Source organism: Haloterrigena salina JCM 13891 (genome assembly GCF_000337495.1).
GTDB lineage: Archaea > Halobacteriota > Halobacteria > Halobacteriales > Natrialbaceae > Haloterrigena > Haloterrigena salina.
Window position 1 is genome coordinate 26,121 of record NZ_AOIS01000058.1, and the last position, 21,718, is coordinate 47,838.

Sequence of the window (21,718 nt, forward strand, 5' to 3'; positions counted from 1 at the left end):
CAGGTGTCGAGTGTAGATGCGCGAAAGCGAGCGCTAGAGTCCGTATCTGGCCAGAGTGTGAATCGACGGTGGTACCAAGAACCTCGTGATGGCAAATATCGTATAGTAGAATAAAAGGTTTTATGTGGCATCAATCGAAACCAGATCCGTACTGGACTATCTCACGTTCGAACTACTGTTCGAACTGATGGATCGTTCGATCCCTTACTTCTCACCGAAATATCTCGCCCGTTACGCTCTGATTCAGCAATCTATACTGCCTCCGCTATTTCTGATACCTCCCTTTAGATCATTTACCGGGCGTTTTCGACGATCTACACTCGACACCTGGGGTGTGGGGCTACTCGAGTACGGCCCTCCGTTACACCGAATTCGTCCTCGAACGCCCTTCGCGGCTCCGTTCGATATTCCTCTCGTCCGATGCTGAAATAAGGGGGCGAATTTAGCTGTTTCCCGTGTTCCGATTTCACTCGACGCGAGGATAACCGCCATCCGACGCAGATCTTCGATAGAATCTCCGTCGACGCTGATTTCCGACACCTACATCCGACACTCGGTGGCCGCCAATCACTAGTCTATATGTGACCGTCCTCGATAGGTGGTGTGTATGGACGACGGCTCCGGTCACGAAAACGAATCTCTGGAGGATTTCTGGGCGACGGAGGACCCGATCTTTAGCCGCAAGGAACTTCTCGATATCGACCTCGTGCCGAACGAGGACCGGATCATCGGCCGGGACAGCGAAATTCAGAACGTCGCCTCGAGCATTCATCCCGCGGTGAAGGGCCAATCGCCGCGAAACACGCTCATCTACGGGAAAACGGGGACGGGAAAGTCGCTCGTCGCGAAACACGTCACCAGGAGCGCCCAGCAGTATTCGGTCGAAAACGGGACGGAGATGGGGCGAGCGTACATCGATTGCACCCAGACGAAGACCGAGACTCGCGTCGTGATCAATCTGGCACAGGAACTGAACGATCCCGAAGAGACCGGCATCAGTATCCCCGTCACTGGACTCTCGACCGACGTCTACTACGAACGCTTCTGGTCGATCCTGGACCAGCTCTACGACGTCGCGATCATCATCCTCGACGAGATCGACAAGCTCCAGGACAACGAGATTCTCATGCAGCTGTCGCGAGCGGGGGAAGCCGGGAAGTTGGACGCCTGTAAGGTGGGAATCATCGCGATCAGTAACAAGATCTCCTTCAAGGAATCGCTCGACGAGCGGATTCTCAGCAGTCTCCAAGACCGGGAGTTCGTCTTCCCGCCGTACGACGCGAACCAGCTCCGCGAAATCATGTACAATCGGGAGGACGCCTTCAGAGAGGGCGTCCTCTCAGACGACGTCATCCCGCTTTCCGCTGCCTTCGCCGCACAGGAACACGGCGACGCGAGAAAGGCGTTGGATATCCTCCGAAACGCCGGCGAACTGGCGAAGGACGAAGACACCGACGAGGTGACCGAGATCCACGTCCGAAACGCTCGAGAGAAGGCCGATATCGACCGCTTCTCGCAACTCCTCGAGGGACAGCCGACGCAGATCAAGGCGTCCGTGTACGCGCTGTCGATACTCGCGGACCGACACAGCGATCGAGAGGAGTTCGCGACCCGCGAAATCTACGAGATGTACAAGTCCATCACCTCGGACAGCGCCCTCGGGATCGAGACGCTCTCGCAGCGCCGAATGAGCGATAAACTCGACGAGCAGGTGTTCCTCGACATTCTCGGACGGACCGAACGAGTCGGCCGCGGATACAGTAGCGGCGTGACTAATTATTACTACCTGCTGGAGGATCCGTCCGTCGTTCAGGCCGTTATCCACAACGACGATCGCTTCTCCGAACTCGAGCAGCAATAGAAGTAGGTATCCGATCGGAATTCACTCGACACCTGGGGTCTCGAGTCCGCCGTACACTCGACGGTCGACTCTCCGTGTACTCACCGCTCGACTCTCGGGACCTGATTTCACTCGACACGTGGGGTGAGCGGCAAGTCGATCCGTACGGACCGCCGTTCAACGAACGTGTCTCGATACCACATTTCACTCGACACCTGGGGTGGGTAAATTCGAAAACTTCGATAATAGCGACTCTAGCCCGGGATACAGGGTGATTACACTCGACACCTGGGGTTACTGACCACACTCGACACCTGGGAAGTCACTACCCAAAGGTTACTGATCACACTCGACACCTGGGGTTGCTGATTATACTCGACACTTTGGGTAGTGACTTCTCTACAGGCTCGACTTCTCGAATCATGGGATTGCATTTCACTCGACACCCGGGGTGACTACTTCCGATGATTTCACTCGACGCCTGGGGTAGTGGGTTTTACGCACCCCTGAGACTCGAGCCCTGAGTCCGACGGAGACGCGACATCCAGAATCTCGAGATCGATTTCACTCGACACTCGGGGTGTCAGATTCCTAAGTGTGTGATAGAAATCCGTTCCACCGCGAAATCGCCCTCGTTTCACTCGACACCTGGGGTGGTGGTACCGCACTGGTTTCACTCGACACATGGGGTCGTAGTCCACGGCCGGTTTCACTCGACACCTGGGGTCGCAGTCTGCGACCGATTTCATTCGACACCTGGGGTGGTAGTCTCGCACTGATTTCACTCGACACCCGGGGTAATAGTCTACGACCGAGACTTGGCTCCGAGTCAGGTCATTCGGCGACCGGTCCGTCCCGTAGGTTCGGCGGTCACGCTCGAACGGCTGTTCGCCTCGCTATCGTATTTCATTCGACAGTCGGGGTGTCGAGTTCCGGAGTGGTACCGAGCACCGTTTCTCGCCGTGGAGAAATCGGCCGATTTCACTCGATACTCCGGCTGTGAAGGCATAACGGTCGGACATCCTCGATCTCTCGATAGGACGTTTCCGATGGCACCTCGAATCACGAAAACCGTCTTCGTTCGGTCACCGGCCGACCAGATCCTCGTAGCGCGCGCCGGTCTGCTTCAGCGTCTCGGTCGAGTAGAGGCGCTCGTGCTCGACGGGGAGGTACTCTGCGGCCAGTTCGTCGACCTTCGCGTCGACGGCGTCCGAATCGCGGCCGTGGATCATCGTGAACAGGTTGTACGGCCACTCCCGCTCGGGCCGACGGGGTCGGTGATAGCAGAGCGTGACGTACGGCAGCCCGCCCGCGCGTTCGCCCCACTCGTCGAGTCGGTCGTCCGGAACGTCCCAGACGACCATGCAGTTCGCGTCGAACCCCGTGACGACGTGGTTGATCACGCAGCCGATCCGCTTGATACAGCCCGTCGAGACGAGCCGTTCGACCCCCTCGAGCACGTCTTCGACGGCGTATCCGATCTCGGCGGCGATGTCGCGGTACGGCGTCGCCGACAGCGGGAACCCGTCCTGGATGGCGAGCAGCAGTTCGGCCTCGAGCGCGGAGAGGTCGCCGGTCGCTTCCTCGCTGATCCGTGTCGCGGAGGAGTCCAGTCGCTCCTCGAGCGATTTGCGGCTCACGGTTTCACCGTTCGCCAGTTCCGCGGACCGTAGGTCCGCGCTCTCCCGCGCGAAGCGATCGCCGTTGACGACGGGGAACTCGAGGTCGATGTAGTAGTCGGTCAGCATCGGCAGGTTGAGCACGGGACAGCCCGTGCGCGCCTCGATCTCCGCGAGGATCTCGTCGCGGCGGGCTCGCGAGCCGGCGGTGACGACGAACCACATGTTCCACTCGTGATCGCGGGCGTAGTTGTGGTTGACCTGCCGGTACTCGTTGATGATGGCCGCGATTTCGTCGAACCGATCCGCGGGCGCCTGCACGGCGGCGAGGGCCGACGAGCCGATTACCGGCGGGTTGAGAACGGCGCCGAACCGTCGGACGATCCCCAATTCGTGGAGGCGCGTCACGCGTTCGAGCGTCTCGCCCTCGTCGATACCCAGCGCGGCACCGATCGATCGGAAGGGCCGCTCCTCGACGGGGACGCCGCTCTGGTAGCCGTCGATGATCGCCGCGTCGACGTCGTCGATCCCCTCGCGCCAGTCCCCCGAGAGGGTGCTCATTGCCGTCCCTAGGGAGAACGGCACCGTATTGCTTTCGGGTCCGAGCGACGAGCGAGCGCTCCGGTCGCGGTCGTTCGTCCTCTTCCGGGCGACTGTTTCTACTTCGTGAGTATTGAAACGATTATGATGGTGGTAGACGTTAGCATTAAGCATGTCGATGGCAGAACCAGCGGAGATCGAGGATACCGACCGAACGAGTATCTACGAGTACGTGGAGGCCCACGGCGCGGTCGACCGGGATCGGGTCCGTTCGGAACTGTTTCCGGACGATCCGCCCGGCGACCCGCAGTATACGCGGGCGTTCAGACACAACGTGGCGATCCTCAAGCGCGACGGCTACCTCGAGGAGGACGACGGCACGTTGCGCATCGCCATCGACGTCGAGGAGGAACGGGAGGAGTTCACGACCGACGACGTCGACGTCACGATCAGGGCGGCCAGACAGGAGGATCTCTCGGGGATCGTCGGCGCGATTCGCCAGGTCGTCGAGGAGATGACCTACATCGAGGCCGAGACGGTCGCGGACGAACTCGACCACGAAAACGTCCTCCTGCGGCGCAACGAGTACGAATCGCGACTGTTCTTCGTCGCCACCGTCGACAACGAGGTCGTCGGCTGGGCCCACCTCCACCTGCCGAACCTCGAGAAGCTGTCCCACACGGCCGAACTCACGGTCGGCGTCCTGGAGGAGTACCGCGGACTGGGCGTCGGGAGCCAGTTGCTCGACCGCGCTCTCGAGTGGGCGCGGTCGCAGGGCCACGAGAAGGTCTACCAGAGCGTCCCCTCGAGCAACGAGGCCGCGATCGAGTTCTTCGAGGATCGGGGGTGGATCGTCGAGGCCGTCCGGGAGGACCACTACAAACTCGAGGATGAGTACATCGACGAGGTGATGATGGCGATCGAACTGTAACACAACGAACTTTTTCCACCTCGGGTTCGCCACAGGCGAACCGCTCTCTGCTCACGGGCGCGTAGCGCCCGTTCGCACGGCTCGAGGGACGCTCCGCGTCCCTCGTAGGTGCAAAAACTTCGATGAAAAAAGGCCGACGGCTCAGCCTTCGGCTTCGCTGTCGGAGAACCGCTCGCTTCGCTCGCGGATGCTCGCAGCGTTCCATTCGCATCTGTACCGACTGGCTACCGTCACCGGAAACGGGACCCTTTTGCGGGGCCCGTCCGAACGAACGCACATGGCACGGGCATCCCAGGAGTTCGGTGAGTGGCCGCTGAAACGCCTGATGACGGACGTCGTCGGCTCCGGTCCCAAGTCCGCCGACGACATGAGCCGCGAGCAAGCCCGCGAGGCGTTCCAGCGGATTCTGGCCGGCGAACCCGACGCGACGACGCTGGGCGCGTTCTGGCTGGCTAACCGCTGGAAGCGCAACAATCCCGAGGAGTTGGCCGGCTACACCGACGTCATGCGCGAGGAGTCGGTGGTCACTGCCGAACCCGACGCCGATCCGGTCGACTGCGGCGCGAACTACGACGGCAAACACAGTTCGGCCGTCCTCGGCGTCGGCGCCGGCCTCGTGGCCGCCGCCACGGGCACGCCGGTCGTCGTTCACTCCGGTGACCGCGTCCCGACCCAGAAGGCGACGGCGTACAAACACGTCCTCGACGAACTCGGGATCCGCACCGACCTCGAGCCCGAGGAAAGCGCCGACATGGTCGACGAGACCGGGTTCGGTTTCTACTACCAGCCCGCGTTCAACCCCGGCGTCCACGACCTCTACGACCGGCGCGACCAGATGGGCGTGCGGACGTTCGTCAACACGATCGAGACCGTCGGCAACCCCGCGAACGCCGACGTCCACCTCGGCTCGTTCTACCACCTCGCGTTCGCGAAGAAGCTGACCGACCTCATCCGGGAGAGCGACCACCTCGACTACTCGCGGGCCATCTTCTTCCAGGGCATGGAGGGCTACGACGACATCCGTCCCGGCTACACGAAAGTTGCCGAATGGAATGGCGGCGAGGAACTCGAGGACTACGAGATCGAGACCGCCGAGTACGGCATGGAGATGGAAAACGAGGACCTCGAGGTCGACGACGTCACCGCCGACTCCGCGACGATCACCGAGGCGGTGCTCACCGGCGAGCGCGACGACCACTTCGCCGACGCTATCGCCCTCAACGGCGCGTTCCGAATGTACGCCCGCGAGGACGTCGATACGCTCGAGGACGGCCTCGAGCAGGCCCGCGACGTGATCGCCGACGGCAGCGCCGAGGCGGTGCTCGAGGACCTGCGGGCGTTCTGAGACGCGCCGACCGATTTTCCCACTGACGAGCGCGGATCGTCCCGGAACCGGCCGTCGGAGACCCGTTCGCCGCGACCGAAGCGCCGATTCCCTCGAGTCTCGGCGTCGATCAGCGCGCCTCTGACCGTTCGGTACTCACACTCTGTAGTTACCACTGTTTCACCGCTATCGCGTTCCATCGAACATCGATTCTCTAACCTACTAAAACAATGAACGAATTTATGTTGGCCGCGTTCGATACCGGGAGTATGCGACTCGAAGACAATACCGTCGTTATCACGGGTGCGGGCGCGGGGATCGGTCGGGAGACGGCACTGCGGTGTGCCGACGAGGGCGCGCGGGTCATCGTCACCGACGTCGACGTGGCGGGCGGCGAGGCGACCGTCGAACTGATCGAAGACGCCGGCAGCGAGGCCGAGTTCGCCGAACTCGACGTCACTGATAGCGATCGGTTCCAGGACGTCGTCGACGCCGTCGCCGAGGACTACGGCCTCGACGTGATGATCAACAACGCCGGCACCGGCCATCCCGGCGGTCCGCTGGAGGACCTCGACGACGAGGTCCGGGACTTCGTGGTCGACATCAACATCAACGGGGTCTGGAACGGCTGCTCCGCGGCCCTTCCGCACATGAAAGAACAAGGTCACGGCGCGATCGTCAACGTCGGCTCGCTGGCGAGCATCCTCGGGCTCCCCCACCAGGCGGCCTACTCGACGACCAAAGCGGCCGTGTTGAACCTGACTCGAACCGTCGCGGCGGAAGCCGGCCCCTACGGCGTCCGCGCCAACGCCGTCTGTCCCGGCTTCACGGAGACCCAACTGCTCGACGACTATCTGGACCAGCAGAGCGATCCGGAGCAGGCCCGCGAGGCGATGGTCGAGGAGTACCCGCTCAAGCGACTCGGGGAACCCGAGGAGATCGCCGACGCGATCCTGTTCCTCGCCAGTGACGAGGCTTCGTTCGTCACCGGCCACGGACTGGTCGTCGACGGCGGCTATTCGGCCTGAGAGTCGCTTTCGGATCACCAATCGGTGCCGAACCGAAACGGCTTTTTCCACCGCCATAGTTTCGATCCAGTAACACGTCCGCTCGTCGGACGACGGTCCCCATGACACTCGCTCCAGCACTCGTCGACGTCGGACACGCGCTCGAGGAAGCTACCGGCGTCGGTCGATACCTCCTCGTGTTCGCCCTCGCGATGATTCCGGCGATCGAACCGTTCGTCGTCATCCCGGTCGCGATCGGACTCGGCTTCGATCCGGCCGCCACCGGCGTCGCCGCCTTCGCCGGCAGCGTCACCGCGGTCGGTTCCATCGCGGTCGCCCACGAGCGCCTCACCGCCTGGTGGGCCCGCCGCCGGGGCGATGACGACCTCGACTCGAGCGACCGGTACGGTCGCGCGCGGCGGCTCTGGAATCGCTACGGGATCGTCGGGCTCTCGTTCGCCGGTCCGATACTCGCCGGAATCCACCTCACGGCGCTGCTGGCGGTCGTCGTCGGGGAGAACACGCGACTGACCGTCGGCTGGCTCGCGGTCGGTCTCGCGGTCTGGACGGTCGTCCTCGTCGGCGGGTCGACCGCCGGGATCTCGCTGCTGGGGCTCCGCTGAACGGTCGTTCCGCGGATTCCACTACCCGATCACTCCTCGCGAACCAGCGCGACGCTCGCGAGCTGATCGCCCGCGGTCACGGTCGCCTCCCGGGTGAGCGCGTAGAGGATCCCGCTGCGGTCCGCGACCGCCTCGTGGAGCGGTTCGTACGTCCGCGGCTCGTAGACGGTCCCGAGCGGCGTCCCCTCGGTGATATCCTGTCCGACCTCGAGCCCCGGTTCCGGGCGGAAGAGACCGGAGCCGTCGGCGGTGACCTGCCCGAGGTGGTTGCGCGCGATCGTCTGGTCTCGCGCCGGAACGTCACCCGGGAGTAGCCCTAGATACCGGCAGACGTCGAGCAGACCCTCGACGCCCTCCTCGACGGCATCCTCGAGGATCTGCTTGTTGTGGGCGAGTTCGGGCGTGACCGAGGGGATTCCCTCCTCGGCGGCGGCGACGCGGAGTTTCCCGGCGAACCCCCGGCGGTGCCACTCCTCGGGGGCCTCGTCGTCGGCCTGCTCGGACAGCAGCAGGTCGGCCCCGAAGGCTTCGGCGAGCGCGCGCGAGCGCTCGTCGCCCTCGCGGTAGACGACGTGGGGGTACATATCGGGGCTCCCTGTGTGGAGGTCGACGATGGCGTCGGCGCGGCTCACCTCCGTCCAGAGCCGCGCGGCCATCTGCTGGTGGAGGCTCCCGTCCTCGTCGCCCGGCCAGATCCGGTTCATGTTCGGGTTGACGCTGTCGAACTCCTCGGGCGTGATGTAGGAGACCAGATCGAAGGTCAGCGGGTTCGCGACGGGGACGGCGACGATCGTTCCCGACAGCTCCTCGAGTGGCAGTCGCTCGTGGAACCGCCGGAGCGTCTCGGTGCCGTTGATCTCGCGGCCGTGCTGGGCGGCCTGCGTGTAGAGGGTCGGACCGTCCTCGGCCCCGTCGTAGGTGTGGATCGTCGTCGTGAGGTCGACCCCGGAGGGGAGCGTCGCGAGGGTCACCTCCTCAGCCGTGTGGGTTCTCGTGTTCGCATTCATAGCCCGTCGTACCACGTCCGGCGGTATGTAGCTGCGGCCGGCCTGTCGCCGATATCGCTCGAGATCACGTCGAAACCGCGCTGCTGTGGCGCGGTCGAATCAATCGGTACCCGATTCGTTCGACGGCCGCGGCTGGTCGTCGAAGGTGAGGGGTTCGCAATCCTTCCCTCCGACAGCTGATGCGAGGAGCGTTGACGAGGAATGGATCTCCCCCCGGAGGTGCCAACAGTCGTATCTCTCCCCAACGTCGGACGACGAGTACGTCCGTTCCACGTCGGACCCGTACGTTCTCGCTGCCTCGGGTCCGACCATTTCCAGCGTAACCGAATACGGGACGGCATCGCCCATCCAGTCATCGACGAGGCTAAACCGGCTCTCCCCCTCGAACTCGTGTCTCGTCTCGAACCGCTGTGCCCCGTCTTTGTCGACGGTGATTCGGGCGCGTCTCGATTCACCGTCCTCGAGACCGGACCAGAGCACTATTCCCTCGAAGACCGGCCGTGCTGTGGGATCGGAATCGTCCTTGCGACCGCCGATGGTACAGCCGGCGAGCGTAGAAACTGCCGCACCTCCTATCGTCATCAGAGCGTTTCGCCGGTCCATAGAATCAAAATCAACTGACACTATTAAGATTATAATATTTTGAGTGTTTTTGACAATATAGCTGTGAGGCCCACATCGTACTCGCCTCTCGGAACCGATGGAAGCGACGACGCGACTCCGAAGCGGGCGGCGGAAGCGACCCAGACCACTACCGTTTTCCGTCGGCCCGGCGTCTCGGCGGACATGGGAGACGTTACTGCCACCCTGCACACGAACCGCGGCGATATCGAAGTCGAACTCTACGACGAGCGCGCGCCGCGGACCGTCGACAACTTCGTCGGTCTCGCGACCGGCGGCAAGACCTGGGAAGACCCCGAGACGGGCGAGGAAGTCGAGGGCGAGCCCCTGTACGACGACGTCGCCTTCCACCGCGTCATCGAGGACTTCATGATTCAGGGCGGCGACCCGACCGAGACCGGTCGCGGCGGCCCCGGCTACCAGTTCGACGACGAGTTCCACGACGAACTGCGCCACGACGACGAGGGCATCCTCTCGATGGCGAACTCCGGACCGAACACCAACGGCTCGCAGTTCTTCATCACGCTCGACGCCCAGCCCCACCTCGACGACCGCCACTCGGTCTTCGGCAAGGTCATCGACGGCATGGACGTCGTCCACGAGATCGGTTCGGTCGACACTGACGCTAACGACCAGCCGCAGGAAGACGTCGTCCTCGAGTCGGTCTCGGTCGACTACGAGTAACCACCGGACTTCGGGGCCTCACTGACGACGACGGCCATTCGGGCGCCGTCGCCGGCCCCTCAAACGACGGGCGAGCCGAGAACCGCCGGACAAAGACGTTTTACCGCCTCCGACACTGTATACCGGTGAATGGGATCGTCGTCCACCGACGCGGATCACCGCGCGCAGATTCGCCGGCAGGAGGTCGTCGCCGAACTCAGCCAGCAGGCCCTCGAGACGGGGAATCTCGACGAGGTACTGGCCGATGCGGCGCTCGCTATCGCGGAGACGCTCGATATCGAGTACGGCTCCGTGTTCGAACTCCGACCCGATCGAACCGCGGCCGTGTTGCGTGCCGGCGCCGGCTGGCCGACCGACCGCCTCGGTTCGACCGCCGTGTCCGCGGATCGGTCCTCGTGGACGGGTTCCGCAGTTCGCGCGGCGGAGTCGGTCGTCGTCGACGATCTCGACGCCGAGTCGCAGTTTTCCGCTCCGGAGTTCCTCGTCGATCACGACGTCGCCAGCGGCGCCGCCGTCCGTATCGGGCCGGACGAGCAGCCGTGGGGCGTCCTCGGCGCGTACGCGACCGAGAGCCACGCCCTTTCGGAGGCCGACGTCGACTTCCTCGAGCGCGTCGCGGACGTCCTCGGCTCGGCGGTCGAACACGCCAGCACGCGACGCGACCTCGAGCGGACGGAGCGACGGTTCGAAGCGATTTTCGAGGATCCGAACATCCTCGTGGGGCTGCTCGATCCGGACGGGACGGTACGGGACATCAACGGGACGGCGATGGAGTACATCGACGCCGACCTCGAGGACGTCACCGGCGTCCCGTTCTGGGAGACGCCGTGGTGGGGCGAGGTCGACGATGGTGAGCGATTCGACGAATCGCGATCCTCGGCGGATGAATCCGGCGAGTCCGCCGGTGTCCGGGACGACGTCAAGCGGTGGACCGAACGGGCGGCCAGTGGTGAGTACGTTAACTTCGAGGCCGATCTCACCCGGCCCGACGGAGAGCGGTACACCCTGAACGGCGCCTTCCGACCGGTCACGAACGACGAGGGCGAGGTCGTCTCGGTGATCGTCTCCGACCGTGACGTGACCGAACGCAAGGCCCGCGAGCGGGAGCTCGAGGAGTCCGAACAGCGCTACCGGACGCTGGTCGACCACTTCCCGAACGGCGTCGTCGCCCTCGTCGACGAGAATCTCACCTACCGGACCGTCGGCGGGAATCCGGCCGACACGGCCGACGCGACGGCGGAGGAAATCGAGGGCACGCCGGTCGCGGAAGCCGCCTCGCCGGCGGTGGCAGACGAACTCGTGTCGAGCTACGAAGCCGCCCTCGAGGGCGAGTCGCGCGCGTTCGAATCGCGCGCGAACGACCGCGTCTACGACTTCCGGATCGTCCCGGTTCGGGACGACGACGGCGAGGTGTTCGCCGCGCTGGGTATGTCCCAGGACGTCACCGAGCGAAAGGAGCGCGAACGCCGACTCGAGGAGTCCGAGCAGCGCTACCGGACGCTCATGGAGTACTTCCCGAACGGGATCGTGACGCTGTTCGACCCCGACCTCCGGTACGAACTGGCGGCCGGGCAGGGTTTCGACCACATTCCAGTCGATCCCGCGGAGTTCGCAGGGAACTACGTCAGGGAGGTCTGGGACGACGAGACCGTAGCCACCCTGCAGCCGGTGTTCGAGGCCGCGCTGGACGGCGAGGAGCAGTCGATCGAACTCGAGTACGCCGATCGCGTGTGGGTCGTGCGGGTGGTCCCGATCACTGACGAGCGCGGCGACGTCTTCGCGGGCATGACCATGGCCCAGGACATCACCGAGCGCAAGCGACACGAGCAGTACCTCCGGGAGACGACGGCGCAACTCGAGGCCGCGACCGAAGCGGGCGCGGTCGGGACGTGGGAGTGGCACGTCCAGGAGGACGAGATGGTCGCCGGCGAGACGTTCGCCGAGACGTTCGACGTCGATCCGCAGGCGGCCCGCCAGGGCGTCTCGAGCGAGCGGTTTCTCGAGGCGATCCACCCCGCCGATCGCGAGCGCGTCGAGGAGAAACTGGACGCGGCCGTCGAGTCCTGCGGGGAGTACGAGGCGGAGTACCGCGTCCGAACCGCCGACGACGAACTCCGGTGGGTTGTCTCCCGAGGCCGCGTCGAGTGCGACGCGGACGGGAACCCGGTCAGGTTCCCCGGCGCGCTCACTGACATCACCGAGCGGAAACACGCCGAGTTGGAACTGCAACGGAACAACGAGCAACTCGAGACGCTGTTCGACGTCCTCCCCGTCGGTGTCGTCGTCGCCGACGCCGACGGCCGGATCCGTCAGGTCAACGACACTGCGCGAGAGATCTGGGGCGGCGACGTGTTCGACACTGACTCCATCGCGGGGTACGACCGGTATCCGGTGTGGGACGCCGATTCGGGCGAGCGCGTCTCGCCGGAGGAGATGACGCTCGCGCGCGTCCTCGAGGGCGAGGAAGTGACCGATCCCGACATCTACGAGATCGAAGCCGACGACGGCGAGCGCCGCATCGTCCGCACCGAGGGCATGCCGGTCCGAAACGAGCGCGGCGAGGTGACTCGCGGCGTCGTCACCATCACGGACATCACCGAACGCCGGGAGTCCCAGCGCCGCCTCGAGGAGTCCGAGCAGCGCTACCGGACGCTGGTCGACCGCTTCCCCAACGGCGGGGTCGGGCTGTTCGACGAGAACCTCGAGTATCAGATCGCCGGCGGCGGGGCCTTCGACGAGATCGGCGCCTCCGCGGACGAGATCATCGGACAGACGCTCTGGGAGCGGTATCCGACGGAGCTGGCGGAGCGCCTCGAACCGAAGTTCAGAGCCGCGCTCGATGGAGAGATCAGTTCGTTCGAGATGGAGTTCCACGACCGGGACTGGATGGCGTACACGGTTCCCGTCATGGACGACGAGGACGAGATCTTCGGCGGGATGATCATGGTCCAGGAGATCACCGAGCGAAAGGAGCGCGAGCGGAAACTCCGCGAGCGCGAGCGCAGCCTCGAGCAGTACAAGGAGTACATCGACGAGATCCTCGACGCCATCGACGACGTGTTCTACATCGTCGGCGAGGACGGCTCGCTACAGCGGTGGAATCGGAGCGTAACCGACGTAACCGGCTACTCGGACGAGGAGATCGCCGCGATGGAGCCGACGGAGCTGGTTATCGACGACGATGTCGAGGACGTCCTCGCCGCCATCGGGGAGGGACTCGAAACGGGGTCGGTCAGCGTGGAGCTGACGGTTCGGACCAGCGACGGCGACACCGTCCCCTTCGAGTTCAACGCCTCGCGACTCGAGGACCCCTGGGGGAACACGGTGCTGGCCGGAATCGGACGCGATATCACCGATCGGCTCGAGCGCGAGAAACACCTCGAGCGGTACGAGACAATCGTCGAGACGGTCAACGACGGCGTCTACGTCGTCGACGAAGACGGGCGCTTCACGATGGTCAACGAGACGTACGCGTCGATGCTCGGCTACGAGCCGGACGAACTCGTCGGAACCGACGCGTCGCAAATGGTCGACGACGCCGTCACCGAACGGGTTGAGGAGCTGACGGCCGACGACACCGAGCGGCCGACGATCGAAGCCGAGGTTCGAACGGCCGACGGCGATCGGCTCCCCGTCGAAGGGACCTTCGCGATGCTGCCCGAGGACGACAGCACGTGGCACCGCGTCAGCATCGTCCGGGACATCAGCGATCGAAAGGAGCGAGAACGCCGGCTCGAGGAGTCCGAGCGCCGGTACCGGACGCTCGTCGAGAACTTCCCTGGCGGCGCGGTGGGGCTGTACGACGAGACCCTCGAGTACATCGTCGTCGGCGGCGAGGCGTTCGACGATCTGGGGATTTCGGAGGACGAGGTCGCCGGCGCGACGCTCTACGAGCGGTATCCGGACGACCTCGTCGACGAGATCGAACCGTACTTCCGGGCCGTCTTCGACGGCGAGGCGAACACGTTCGAGTTCCGAGCCCGCGGACGGGACGTCTGGGCCCACACGATCCCCCTTCGAAACGATGACGACGAGATCTTCGCGGGCATGGTCATGGTCCAGGACGTCACCGAGCGCCGGGAGTACGAGCGCAAACTCGAGGAGTCCAACGAGCGGTTGGAACGGTTCGCCTACGCCGCCAGCCACGACCTGCAGGAACCGCTGCGGATGGTGACGAGTTACCTCATGCTACTCGAGAACCGCTACGGCGATGTCTTCGACGAAGACGGGCAGGAGTTCCTCGAGTTCGCGGTCGACGGCGCCGATCGGATGCGCGAGATGATCGACGGGCTCTTAGAGTACTCCCGCGTCGAGACGCGGGGCGACCCGTTCGAACCGATGGACCTCAACGCCGTCGTCGACGACGTCCTCGAGGACCTCCAGTTCCGGATCGAGGAGACGGACGCCGAGCTCACCGTTGAGGATCTCCCGCGCGTCGAAGGCGACGCCAGCCAGTTGCGGCAGGTGTTCCAGAACCTGCTGTCGAACGCGCTCACCTACAGCGGTGACGAGCCGCCCCGGATTCACGTCGGCGCCGTGCGCCGGGGCGAGGAGTGGGTGATCTCGGTCGAAGACGAGGGGATCGGCATCGCCCCCGAGGACCAAGAGCGCGTGTTCACAATCTTCGACCGACTCCACAGTCGCGGCGAGTACGACGGCACGGGTATCGGGTTGGCGCTCTGTGAGCGGATCGTCGAGCGCCACGGCGGCGAGATCTGGGTCGATTCGGAGCCCGGCGAGGGGGCGACGTTCTCCGTCACCCTCCCCGCCTCCCGCGACCCGTAGTCGCCGCGACGGAAGCCGGCGAGCACTAGGGGAACCCAATTCGTTTACACGCAACGTCTCGTAGCAGATCCATGGGCTGGACTGCCGCCGACATCCCCGATCAGCAGGGTCGCACGGTCGTCATCACGGGCGCCAACAGCGGTATCGGTCTCGAGGCGACGCGCGAACTCGCGCGCAACGGCGCGACGGTGATCATGGCCTGCCGGAGCGCGGCGCGAGGTGCGGAGGCGGTCAGCGATATCCGCTCGGACGTCGCCGACGCCGACCTCCGCGTCGAGGAGTGCGACCTCGCGGACCTCGAGTCGGTCCGGTCCTTCGCCGACCGCCTCGACGGCGAGGACCTCGACGTGGTGATCAACAACGCCGGCGTCATGGCGATCCCGCGCTCGGAGACCGAGGACGGGTTCGAGACCCAGTTCGGCGTCAACCACCTCGGTCACTTCGCGCTGACCGGCCTACTGCTCGAGAACCTTGGGCTGGACGAAGAGGGCGATTCCCGGATCGTCACCGTCTCGAGCGGCGTCCACGAGAGCGGCGAGATCGACTTCGACGACCTCCAGGGCGAGGAGTCCTACGACAAGTGGGACGCCTACGCTCAGTCGAAGCTGGCCAACGTGCTGTTCGCCTACGAACTCGAGCGTCGGCTGTTGACGGCGGACGCGAACGCGACGAGCAACGCGGTCCACCCGGGCTACGCGAACACGCGGTTACAGTTCCGCGGCCCCGAACAGCGCGGCAGCCGGCTCCGGAAGGCGGCGATGACGGTGATGAACACCGTCCTCGCGCAGTCGGCCGAGATGGGCGCGCTGCCGACGCTGTACGCCGCGACCGCGCCCGAGGCCGAGGGCGGCGCGTACTACGGCCCCGGCGGGTTCAAGAACATGCGCGGTACGCCCGAGCGCCAGGCCTCTTCGGATCGCTCTTACGACGAGGAGACGGCCCACCGACTGTGGGACGTCTCGGAAGAACTGACCGGCGTGACCTACGACCGACTTCCCGAACCGGCGCAGTCGGCGGAACGGTAGCCCGCGTCCGTCTCGGCTACCGAAACGCGCCGATCGCCCGTGACGGACCTGTTCGAAACGCGCTCGGGCGGACAGTGCCAGCAGCACCCTTAGATACGCCTGATTCGAACTTCGTGTGTGGGTAGTACCCATGAGAAAAGACAACGACAGATCACTCGTCTCGCGTACCATCGAGGGGGCGGAGACGCTAGTGAGCACGGAACCCGGTGAGATCTTCGTCGACGTCCCCGCGGCGAACGCCCGCTATGTCCGCGTCGAGGAGGGCGATACGGTTCAGGAAGGCGACATCCGATCGCGGTCGGCGGAGGAACTCGCGTCCGAATCGCTGCGGAAGTGGCGGATAGAGACGATCGGACCGGAGACGGTCATCGGAACGGATCGGGAAACGGACGAGCGACACGAGTGGAACCGCGAGGAACTCGAGCAAAAGCTCGCAATCGGCGGGTTCAGCACGAACCTCAGCGGGTTCGAGCGGGCGACGGTCAGCGGACCGGGGGACGAGTCGAACGGGGAGTCCGTCACCGTGACCGTGTACGGAAACGACAGTCGAAAGTTCACTCAGACGTACCGACCCGTCGACGATACCGACCGCGACGAACGCCGGCTCGAACTGGCGGCGACCGACGAGCGCGTCGAGACGTTCGACGACGACGTGCGGGAGCGGTTCGAGAGCACGGTCGCGCTCGCGCTGCGAAACGAAGGCTACGCGGTCTGACCGATCGGCCGACTCCGCGGCGTTCGAATCGCTTCGCGGTCCCGTCACGTTCCGGTCGGGGTAACCGTAACGCGAAAGGTCGCACGGACTAACTCCTACCTAATGAGCGACGACGGCATTCAGCGCGCGAGCGACGTCGGCTCGAGCGACGCCCCGCCGGTCGAGGAAAAGCCCTACAAGATCGTCTTCGAGGCCAACAAGTGCTTCGGCGCGGGCAAGTGCGCCGAGGTCAGTGACAACTGGGAGATGTCTCTCGCCTCGGGGATGGCCCAACCGAACGAGTACTTCTTCGGCGAGGAGGACCTCGAGCACAACGTCCGCGCGGCGGAGATCTGCCCGGCCAAGAAGGACGAGGGCTGCATTCACGTCGTCGATCGGCGAACCGACGAGGAGATCGCGCCCGATCCCCACGGCGACGGGACGCTGAGCGTCGACTGGTAGCGACTCGCGGCGAGGGGCGGCGAGCAGACCAACAGCAGGGCATCTACCGGGAGTGGTTGCTGCGTTTCGCTCGCTCCACTTGCAAACTCTCTGAGGGTGTTATCGAAAATCGTACCGACGAGATGGAGACGCAGCGTGGGAAGGTCCGTTATGAAGAGGTATGGGACGTCAATTTCGCTATTTCCCAGATGAACATACACATTCCTGCAACTACATAAACGAACCCAGGGATCTGGTATGTGGTAATACCCAGCAATCGAGCAATCCCATATCCAAGGAAGAGAAATCCGATCCCTAATTGAAGACCAATTATAATACGACCGCTGGTTCCGCCCTTAAATTCGTCCATTCTAGATATAATATTATAGCACCCAGTATAATACTGTTGATCGATAAAACGGTTCTCTATCGGAGAATCATCTTGCAGGGTAATTGAGCACGCACTCCCGCAGCAGTTTCCCTGCTCGTTCGTGCGGAGATCGTGCCACGTATCCCTCGGATCTCCACCACAAGCAGTCGTCACCCCCGCTGGGGGTTCCTTGGCCCGCTCGCTCCCGTCGGTCGCTTGCGGCCGCACACCGAAACGCACATCCCGACCCCGGGACAACGGACGAGTGCCTTCTGTGCGAGGGTAGCCAAGCAGGCCAACGGCGGTGGGCTTAAGACCCGCTCCCGTAGGGGTCCTTGGGTTCAAATCCCAACCCTCGCATGTCGCCGCGAACACACCGTGAGCGGCGACTGTGTTCTTGGATTTGAACGAGAGAAGCCGCAGCCCGGACGTGAGCGAAAGTGAACGTCCCGGAACGTCTTCGCGTTGTTCAAATCCCAACCCTCGTCTGATTACGAAGATCCTGGTAAACGGATCTAATTAGGTTCCGCTTGTTCATCGTTACAGATAATGGGTTGTGTTACCAATATATGTTGGAGTCTCTAATAAATTATTGAAGTAGTATATTTCTTATAGAAAGGGCTAATAATATATGGGTCTAAGAATTAATAGAAATGTCCGAAGACAACGGTTCTTCTGTTTGGATATGAATCAGCGCTGGTTCGCTGTTCTCGGAGCAGGATTTTTCATTGTTCCAGTGATCATCATTGCAGCACTTGGGACAGTTCCGACGAAGAACGCCATTGTTACTGCAGGTTTTGTGCTTGTCCCGCTTTCCGGTATCCTATCTATTCTGGGGGGGCTCGGCGTCTCGAGAGGGAATTTCGAGTGGTACCAATTTGTCGGCCTATCTAACGCTATGTTCGGTTTTTGGTTCGTCGCATATGCTATTTCGGTAATTCTGTCAGACCCATCCGAATTCAGTAGCGTCTTCTCTCTCGCCACCGTTGGACTGGGATGCCTCTCGCTCGGTTTGATCGGCATTGACTGGCTTATCGGCGCACCCCACTTTGATGTTGAATCCTATGAGGGCTGACCAATATTTGGGAAATGGGCGTCATATTACGTTGAACTCTCCTAAGTGCGATTCACTGCAATCTGTTTCATTCCGCCGAAAGGGACGTGGGGTTTGTCGTCGATCGGCTGATCGTTGATGTGGATCACGCCTGTGTCGATCCCGTCTGCGATCCGACAGGCCTGCGCTATGTCCTTGTGTGGACCGAGCCTGAGGGGCCGTAGATCGCGTCTCGTTTCCAGTTCGAACGCTGCTGCATCGATCGAGTAGGGAATGACGGGCGCGATGGGCCCGAAGTGCTTGTTTGCCGCCGCGTCCATGGCATTGCCGGCGTCCGAGAGCACTGTCGGTTCGACGAGGTCGTCGTGTCGCCGCGCGTCTCGAGGTCGCGCCCTCGTCGATAATCAAGCCGATAATCGTGTCGTCGGCCGTCGGATCGCCAGTCAGTAGCGAGGCGGTCCGATCGGGGAGCGCCTCCACGTAGTCGTCGTACAGTGACTCGTGGACGAGATAGTGGTTGATCGAAATGAAGGACTGGCCCTGTAGAGGAGCGAGCCAAAGACGCGCTATCGGCGGCGCGAACCAGATTCGCGTTCTCCGCGACGATGAAACGTTGTTTCCCCCGATCTCGAGCCGGATAATCGCAGTACCCTAACGGCAGCCGCAGGATACGCAAGTACCAATTGCTTTAGGAAGAGGTGCTTTCCGGGCCGGTCCGCTTGCTCGAGGTAGGAACCGCTATGGAACAAACAGAGGCATTCCGCGTGCTCGCGAGCGCCGACCGTCAGCTCGTGCTCCACGAGTTACTCGAACACGACGGGGCGGCTGATATCGACGAGATCTCGCGGCAGGTGGCCGCTCGGCGACACCGCCTCTCATCCGGCAAGATCGACGACGGGATGATCGAGCGCGCACACGTCCGGCTCGTCCACGCTCACTTCCCGCACCTGCAGGCGCGGAATCTGATCGATATCGACTGGGACGACGAGGCGGTCGCCCTGACCGACGGCGAGTCCGTCGACCAGCTCCTCGAGGCCGCCGAAGAGTTAGAGAGTTGGCCGCCGACCGATCTCCTCGAACAGCCGTCGCGCAGCCGGTGACGGAGCGGTTCGCAACAGGCAGGAACAGTGAACCGTACGGACTGCCTGAGAGTTGCAATTTTACCCTTGCAGCCGCATGCTCAGGTATGGCGTCAGCAGACGAGGCGGACGAGACCGATCTGGGGGAGCGGATTGATATTCTGTTGGTCGAACCCAACCCCGGCGACACCCGCCTCTTCGAAGAAAACTTTCGAGACGCGAAACTCATGAACGCCGTCCACGCCGTCACGGACGGCGAGGAGGCGCTCGACTTTCTCCACCAGCGCGGCGAGTACGCGGACGCGCCGCGACCGGATCTGGTCCTGCTCGAGCTCCAGCTCCCGGGAACCAGCGGGACGGCAGTGCTGTCCGAACTGCAAAACGAGCCGCCGTTAGACGAGATCCGCGTCATCGTCCTCACCAGTTCCGAGATGGGCGAGGAAATCGTCCGCTCGCACGACATCGAGGCCGACGAGTACATCCGCAAGCCCGTCCAAGCCGAGGAGTTCATCGCGTTCGTCCAGGAAGTAGAGGACTTCTGGTTCGCGATCGTCAAAAACGAGTCCGACGACTGAGCGGCGCAGTGCCGCTCAGAAGGGGTACTCCCGCGATTCGCGCTGGACGGAGATCACTTTCGTCGTCGTCAGTTCCTCGAGGATCGACTCGCCGTTGTACCGCCCCATGCCGGACTGTTTCATCCCGCCGAAGGGGACGTGGGGTTCGTCGTTGATCGGCTGATCGTTGATGTGGATCATGCCGGTGTCGATCCCGTCGGCGATCGTCCGCGCCTGCGCTATGTCCTCGCTGTGGACCGACCCCGACAGGCCGTGGATCGTGTCGTTGGCCAGCTCGATCGCCTCCTCGTCGCTCGAGTAGGGGATCACGGGCGCGACGGGGCCGAAGTGTTCGTTCGCCGCGGCGGCCATGTCGTTGTCGGCGTCGGAGAGGACCGTCGGCTCGAGGACGAGGTCGTCGGCCTCGCCGCCGGTCTCGAGGGTCGCGCCCTCGTCGACCGACGTCTCGACGTACTCGAGGATCTGGTCGCGCTGGCTCTCGTCGATGAGCGGCCCGATGATCGTGTCGTCGTCGCGTGGATCGCCGGTCGGGAGGTTCGCCGCGCGGTCGGCGAGCATCCCGACGTAGTCGTCGTAGACGCTCTCGTGGACGAGGTGCCGGTTGATCGAGATACAGGCCTGTCCCTGGTGGAGGAACGAGCCGAAGACGCCGCTGTCGACCGCGCGCTCGACGTCGGCCCCGTCGGTGACGACGTGGACGTTGTTGCCGCCCAGCTCGAGGGCCGGGAGCGCGCAGTTGCTCGCCGCGTTCGCGGCGACGCGCTGGCCGATCTCCGTCGATCCGGTGAAAGCGAGCACGCGGGGCGTTTCGTGGTCGGAGATCGCGTCGCCGATCTCGGAGCCCCGGCCCGGGACGACGCTCAACAACCCCTCCGGGACGCCGGCGGCCTCGAAGATCCGCGCGAGCAGCAGGCCGCCCGTGATCGGCGTGTTCGACGCTGGTTTAAGCACCACGCCGTTGCCGGCGGCGATCGCCGGGGCGACCGCCCGCATCGAGAGGTGCAGCGGGAAGTTCCACGGCGAGATGACGCCGACGACGCCGACGGGTCGGCGCTCGGCGACGTTCTCCTTGCCCGGCGTGATCGAGTCCATGTGCTGACCCGACATCCGGAAGGGGTAGCTCGCGGCCTGTTGCATCATGCCGCGGGCGGTCTGGATCTCGGCCTCGCACTTGACCTGCGTGCTGCCGGACTCGACGGCCAGCAGGTCGGCGATCTCCTCGCGGTTGTCGCCGACGAACTCGATGGCCGCCTCGATCACGCCCGCCCGCGCCTGCGGCGGTTGCTGGGCCCACGACTCCTGTGCCGCCGCTGCGGCCTCGTAGGCCCGATCGACGTCCGCCTCGGTGCCCGCCGGGACGGTGGCGATTGCCTCGCGCGTATAGGGGTTCTCGACCGACATCGCGTCCCGGTCGCCGCCCTCGGTCCACTCCCCGGCGAGGTAGAGCGCGTCCCAGCCGGCGTCGGGCGCCAGTGGCAGGTCTGTCATAGCGAGTGGTA

General features: G+C 63.9%; 18 protein-coding genes, 1 tRNA gene and 1 pseudogene. 14 read left to right on the forward strand and 6 right to left on the reverse strand.

What is annotated here, in order from left to right; translation table 11 throughout:
- Window positions 1-607: 607 nt before the first annotated feature.
- Window positions 608-1,861 (forward strand): Cdc6/Cdc18 family protein, encoded by a 1,254-nt coding sequence (locus C477_RS17595; protein WP_008895882.1) that lies wholly within the window; start codon window positions 608-610, stop codon window positions 1,859-1,861.
- Between the two features lie 1,064 nt (window positions 1,862-2,925).
- Here the strand turns inward: C477_RS17595 and ahbB are convergent.
- On the reverse strand, window positions 2,926-4,020 hold the full coding sequence (ahbB, locus tag C477_RS17600) for a siroheme decarboxylase subunit beta (RefSeq protein ID WP_008895883.1): 1,095 nt from the start codon (window positions 4,018-4,020) through the stop codon (window positions 2,926-2,928).
- A 151-nt stretch (window positions 4,021-4,171) separates the two neighbouring features.
- Between ahbB and C477_RS17605 the strand changes: the two genes are divergently transcribed.
- From C477_RS17605 to C477_RS17620, 4 genes are all read left to right on the forward strand, one after another.
- A complete protein-coding gene (locus tag C477_RS17605; protein WP_008895884.1) occupies window positions 4,172-4,930 on the forward strand; it encodes a GNAT family N-acetyltransferase in 759 nt (252 codons plus the stop codon).
- Between the two features lie 277 nt (window positions 4,931-5,207).
- Window positions 5,208-6,275, forward strand: coding sequence for an anthranilate phosphoribosyltransferase (locus C477_RS17610; RefSeq protein WP_008895885.1), 1,068 nt, complete (start codon window positions 5,208-5,210; stop codon window positions 6,273-6,275).
- Window positions 6,276-6,523: 248 nt separating this feature from the next.
- Window positions 6,524-7,282, forward strand: coding sequence for an SDR family NAD(P)-dependent oxidoreductase (locus C477_RS17615; protein WP_049914662.1), 759 nt, complete (start codon window positions 6,524-6,526; stop codon window positions 7,280-7,282).
- Window positions 7,283-7,383: 101 nt separating this feature from the next.
- Complete coding sequence (locus C477_RS17620) at window positions 7,384-7,884, forward strand: small multi-drug export protein (protein WP_008895887.1); 501 nt, start codon at window positions 7,384-7,386, stop codon at window positions 7,882-7,884.
- Window positions 7,885-7,913: 29 nt separating this feature from the next.
- Here C477_RS17620 and C477_RS17625 read toward each other — a convergent pair whose 3' ends face one another.
- A complete protein-coding gene (locus C477_RS17625; RefSeq protein WP_008895888.1) occupies window positions 7,914-8,891 on the reverse strand; it encodes a succinylglutamate desuccinylase/aspartoacylase family protein in 978 nt (325 codons plus the stop codon).
- Window positions 8,892-8,990: 99 nt separating this feature from the next.
- Window positions 8,991-9,494: a hypothetical protein gene (locus C477_RS17630; RefSeq protein WP_152423350.1), complete on the reverse strand. Its 504-nt coding sequence runs from the start codon at window positions 9,492-9,494 to the stop codon at window positions 8,991-8,993.
- Window positions 9,495-9,677: 183 nt separating this feature from the next.
- On the opposite strand from C477_RS17630, the gene C477_RS17635 reads away from it, so the two are divergent.
- The 7 genes from C477_RS17635 (at window position 9,678) to C477_RS17665 (ending at window position 18,586) form a co-directional block, all read left to right on the forward strand.
- Window positions 9,678-10,196: a peptidylprolyl isomerase gene (locus C477_RS17635; protein WP_008895890.1), complete on the forward strand. Its 519-nt coding sequence runs from the start codon at window positions 9,678-9,680 to the stop codon at window positions 10,194-10,196.
- Window positions 10,197-10,325: 129 nt separating this feature from the next.
- Entirely contained in the window at window positions 10,326-14,981 is a 4,656-nt protein-coding gene (locus C477_RS17640; protein WP_008895891.1) for a PAS domain S-box protein, read from the forward strand.
- 71 nt (window positions 14,982-15,052) lie between these two features.
- Complete coding sequence (locus tag C477_RS17645; protein ID WP_008895892.1) at window positions 15,053-16,006, forward strand: oxidoreductase; 954 nt, start codon at window positions 15,053-15,055, stop codon at window positions 16,004-16,006.
- A gap of 130 nt (window positions 16,007-16,136) precedes the next feature.
- Window positions 16,137-16,721 (forward strand): hypothetical protein, encoded by a 585-nt coding sequence (locus C477_RS17650; RefSeq protein WP_008895893.1) that lies wholly within the window; start codon window positions 16,137-16,139, stop codon window positions 16,719-16,721.
- Window positions 16,722-16,823: 102 nt separating this feature from the next.
- Window positions 16,824-17,162, forward strand: coding sequence for a ferredoxin (locus C477_RS17655; RefSeq protein WP_008895894.1), 339 nt, complete (start codon window positions 16,824-16,826; stop codon window positions 17,160-17,162).
- Window positions 17,163-17,787: 625 nt separating this feature from the next.
- Window positions 17,788-17,871 (forward strand) — tRNA-Leu (locus tag C477_RS17660).
- 325 nt (window positions 17,872-18,196) lie between these two features.
- Window positions 18,197-18,586 carry a hypothetical protein gene (locus C477_RS17665; protein WP_008895895.1) on the forward strand — a complete coding sequence of 130 codons (390 nt, stop codon included), beginning with the start codon at window positions 18,197-18,199 and terminating at the stop codon, window positions 18,584-18,586.
- A gap of 41 nt (window positions 18,587-18,627) precedes the next feature.
- On the opposite strand, the gene C477_RS23160 is transcribed toward C477_RS17665, so the two are convergent.
- Together C477_RS23160 and C477_RS24855 are read right to left on the reverse strand one after the other, a co-directional pair.
- Complete coding sequence (locus tag C477_RS23160) at window positions 18,628-18,909, reverse strand: aldehyde dehydrogenase family protein (protein WP_008895896.1); 282 nt, start codon at window positions 18,907-18,909, stop codon at window positions 18,628-18,630.
- Between the two features lie 97 nt (window positions 18,910-19,006).
- Window positions 19,007-19,207: pseudogene (locus C477_RS24855) on the reverse strand (aldehyde dehydrogenase); the annotation flags it as partial.
- 98 nt (window positions 19,208-19,305) lie between these two features.
- On the opposite strand from C477_RS24855, the gene C477_RS17675 reads away from it, so the two are divergent.
- Window positions 19,306-19,665 (forward strand): DUF7344 domain-containing protein, encoded by a 360-nt coding sequence (locus C477_RS17675; protein WP_008895897.1) that lies wholly within the window; start codon window positions 19,306-19,308, stop codon window positions 19,663-19,665.
- An 86-nt stretch (window positions 19,666-19,751) separates the two neighbouring features.
- On the forward strand, window positions 19,752-20,219 hold the full coding sequence (locus C477_RS17680; protein WP_008895898.1) for a response regulator: 468 nt from the start codon (window positions 19,752-19,754) through the stop codon (window positions 20,217-20,219).
- Window positions 20,220-20,234: 15 nt separating this feature from the next.
- On the opposite strand, the gene C477_RS17685 is transcribed toward C477_RS17680, so the two are convergent.
- Window positions 20,235-21,707 (reverse strand): aldehyde dehydrogenase family protein, encoded by a 1,473-nt coding sequence (locus C477_RS17685; RefSeq protein ID WP_008895899.1) that lies wholly within the window; start codon window positions 21,705-21,707, stop codon window positions 20,235-20,237.
- Between the last annotated feature and the right edge of the window lie 11 nt (window positions 21,708-21,718).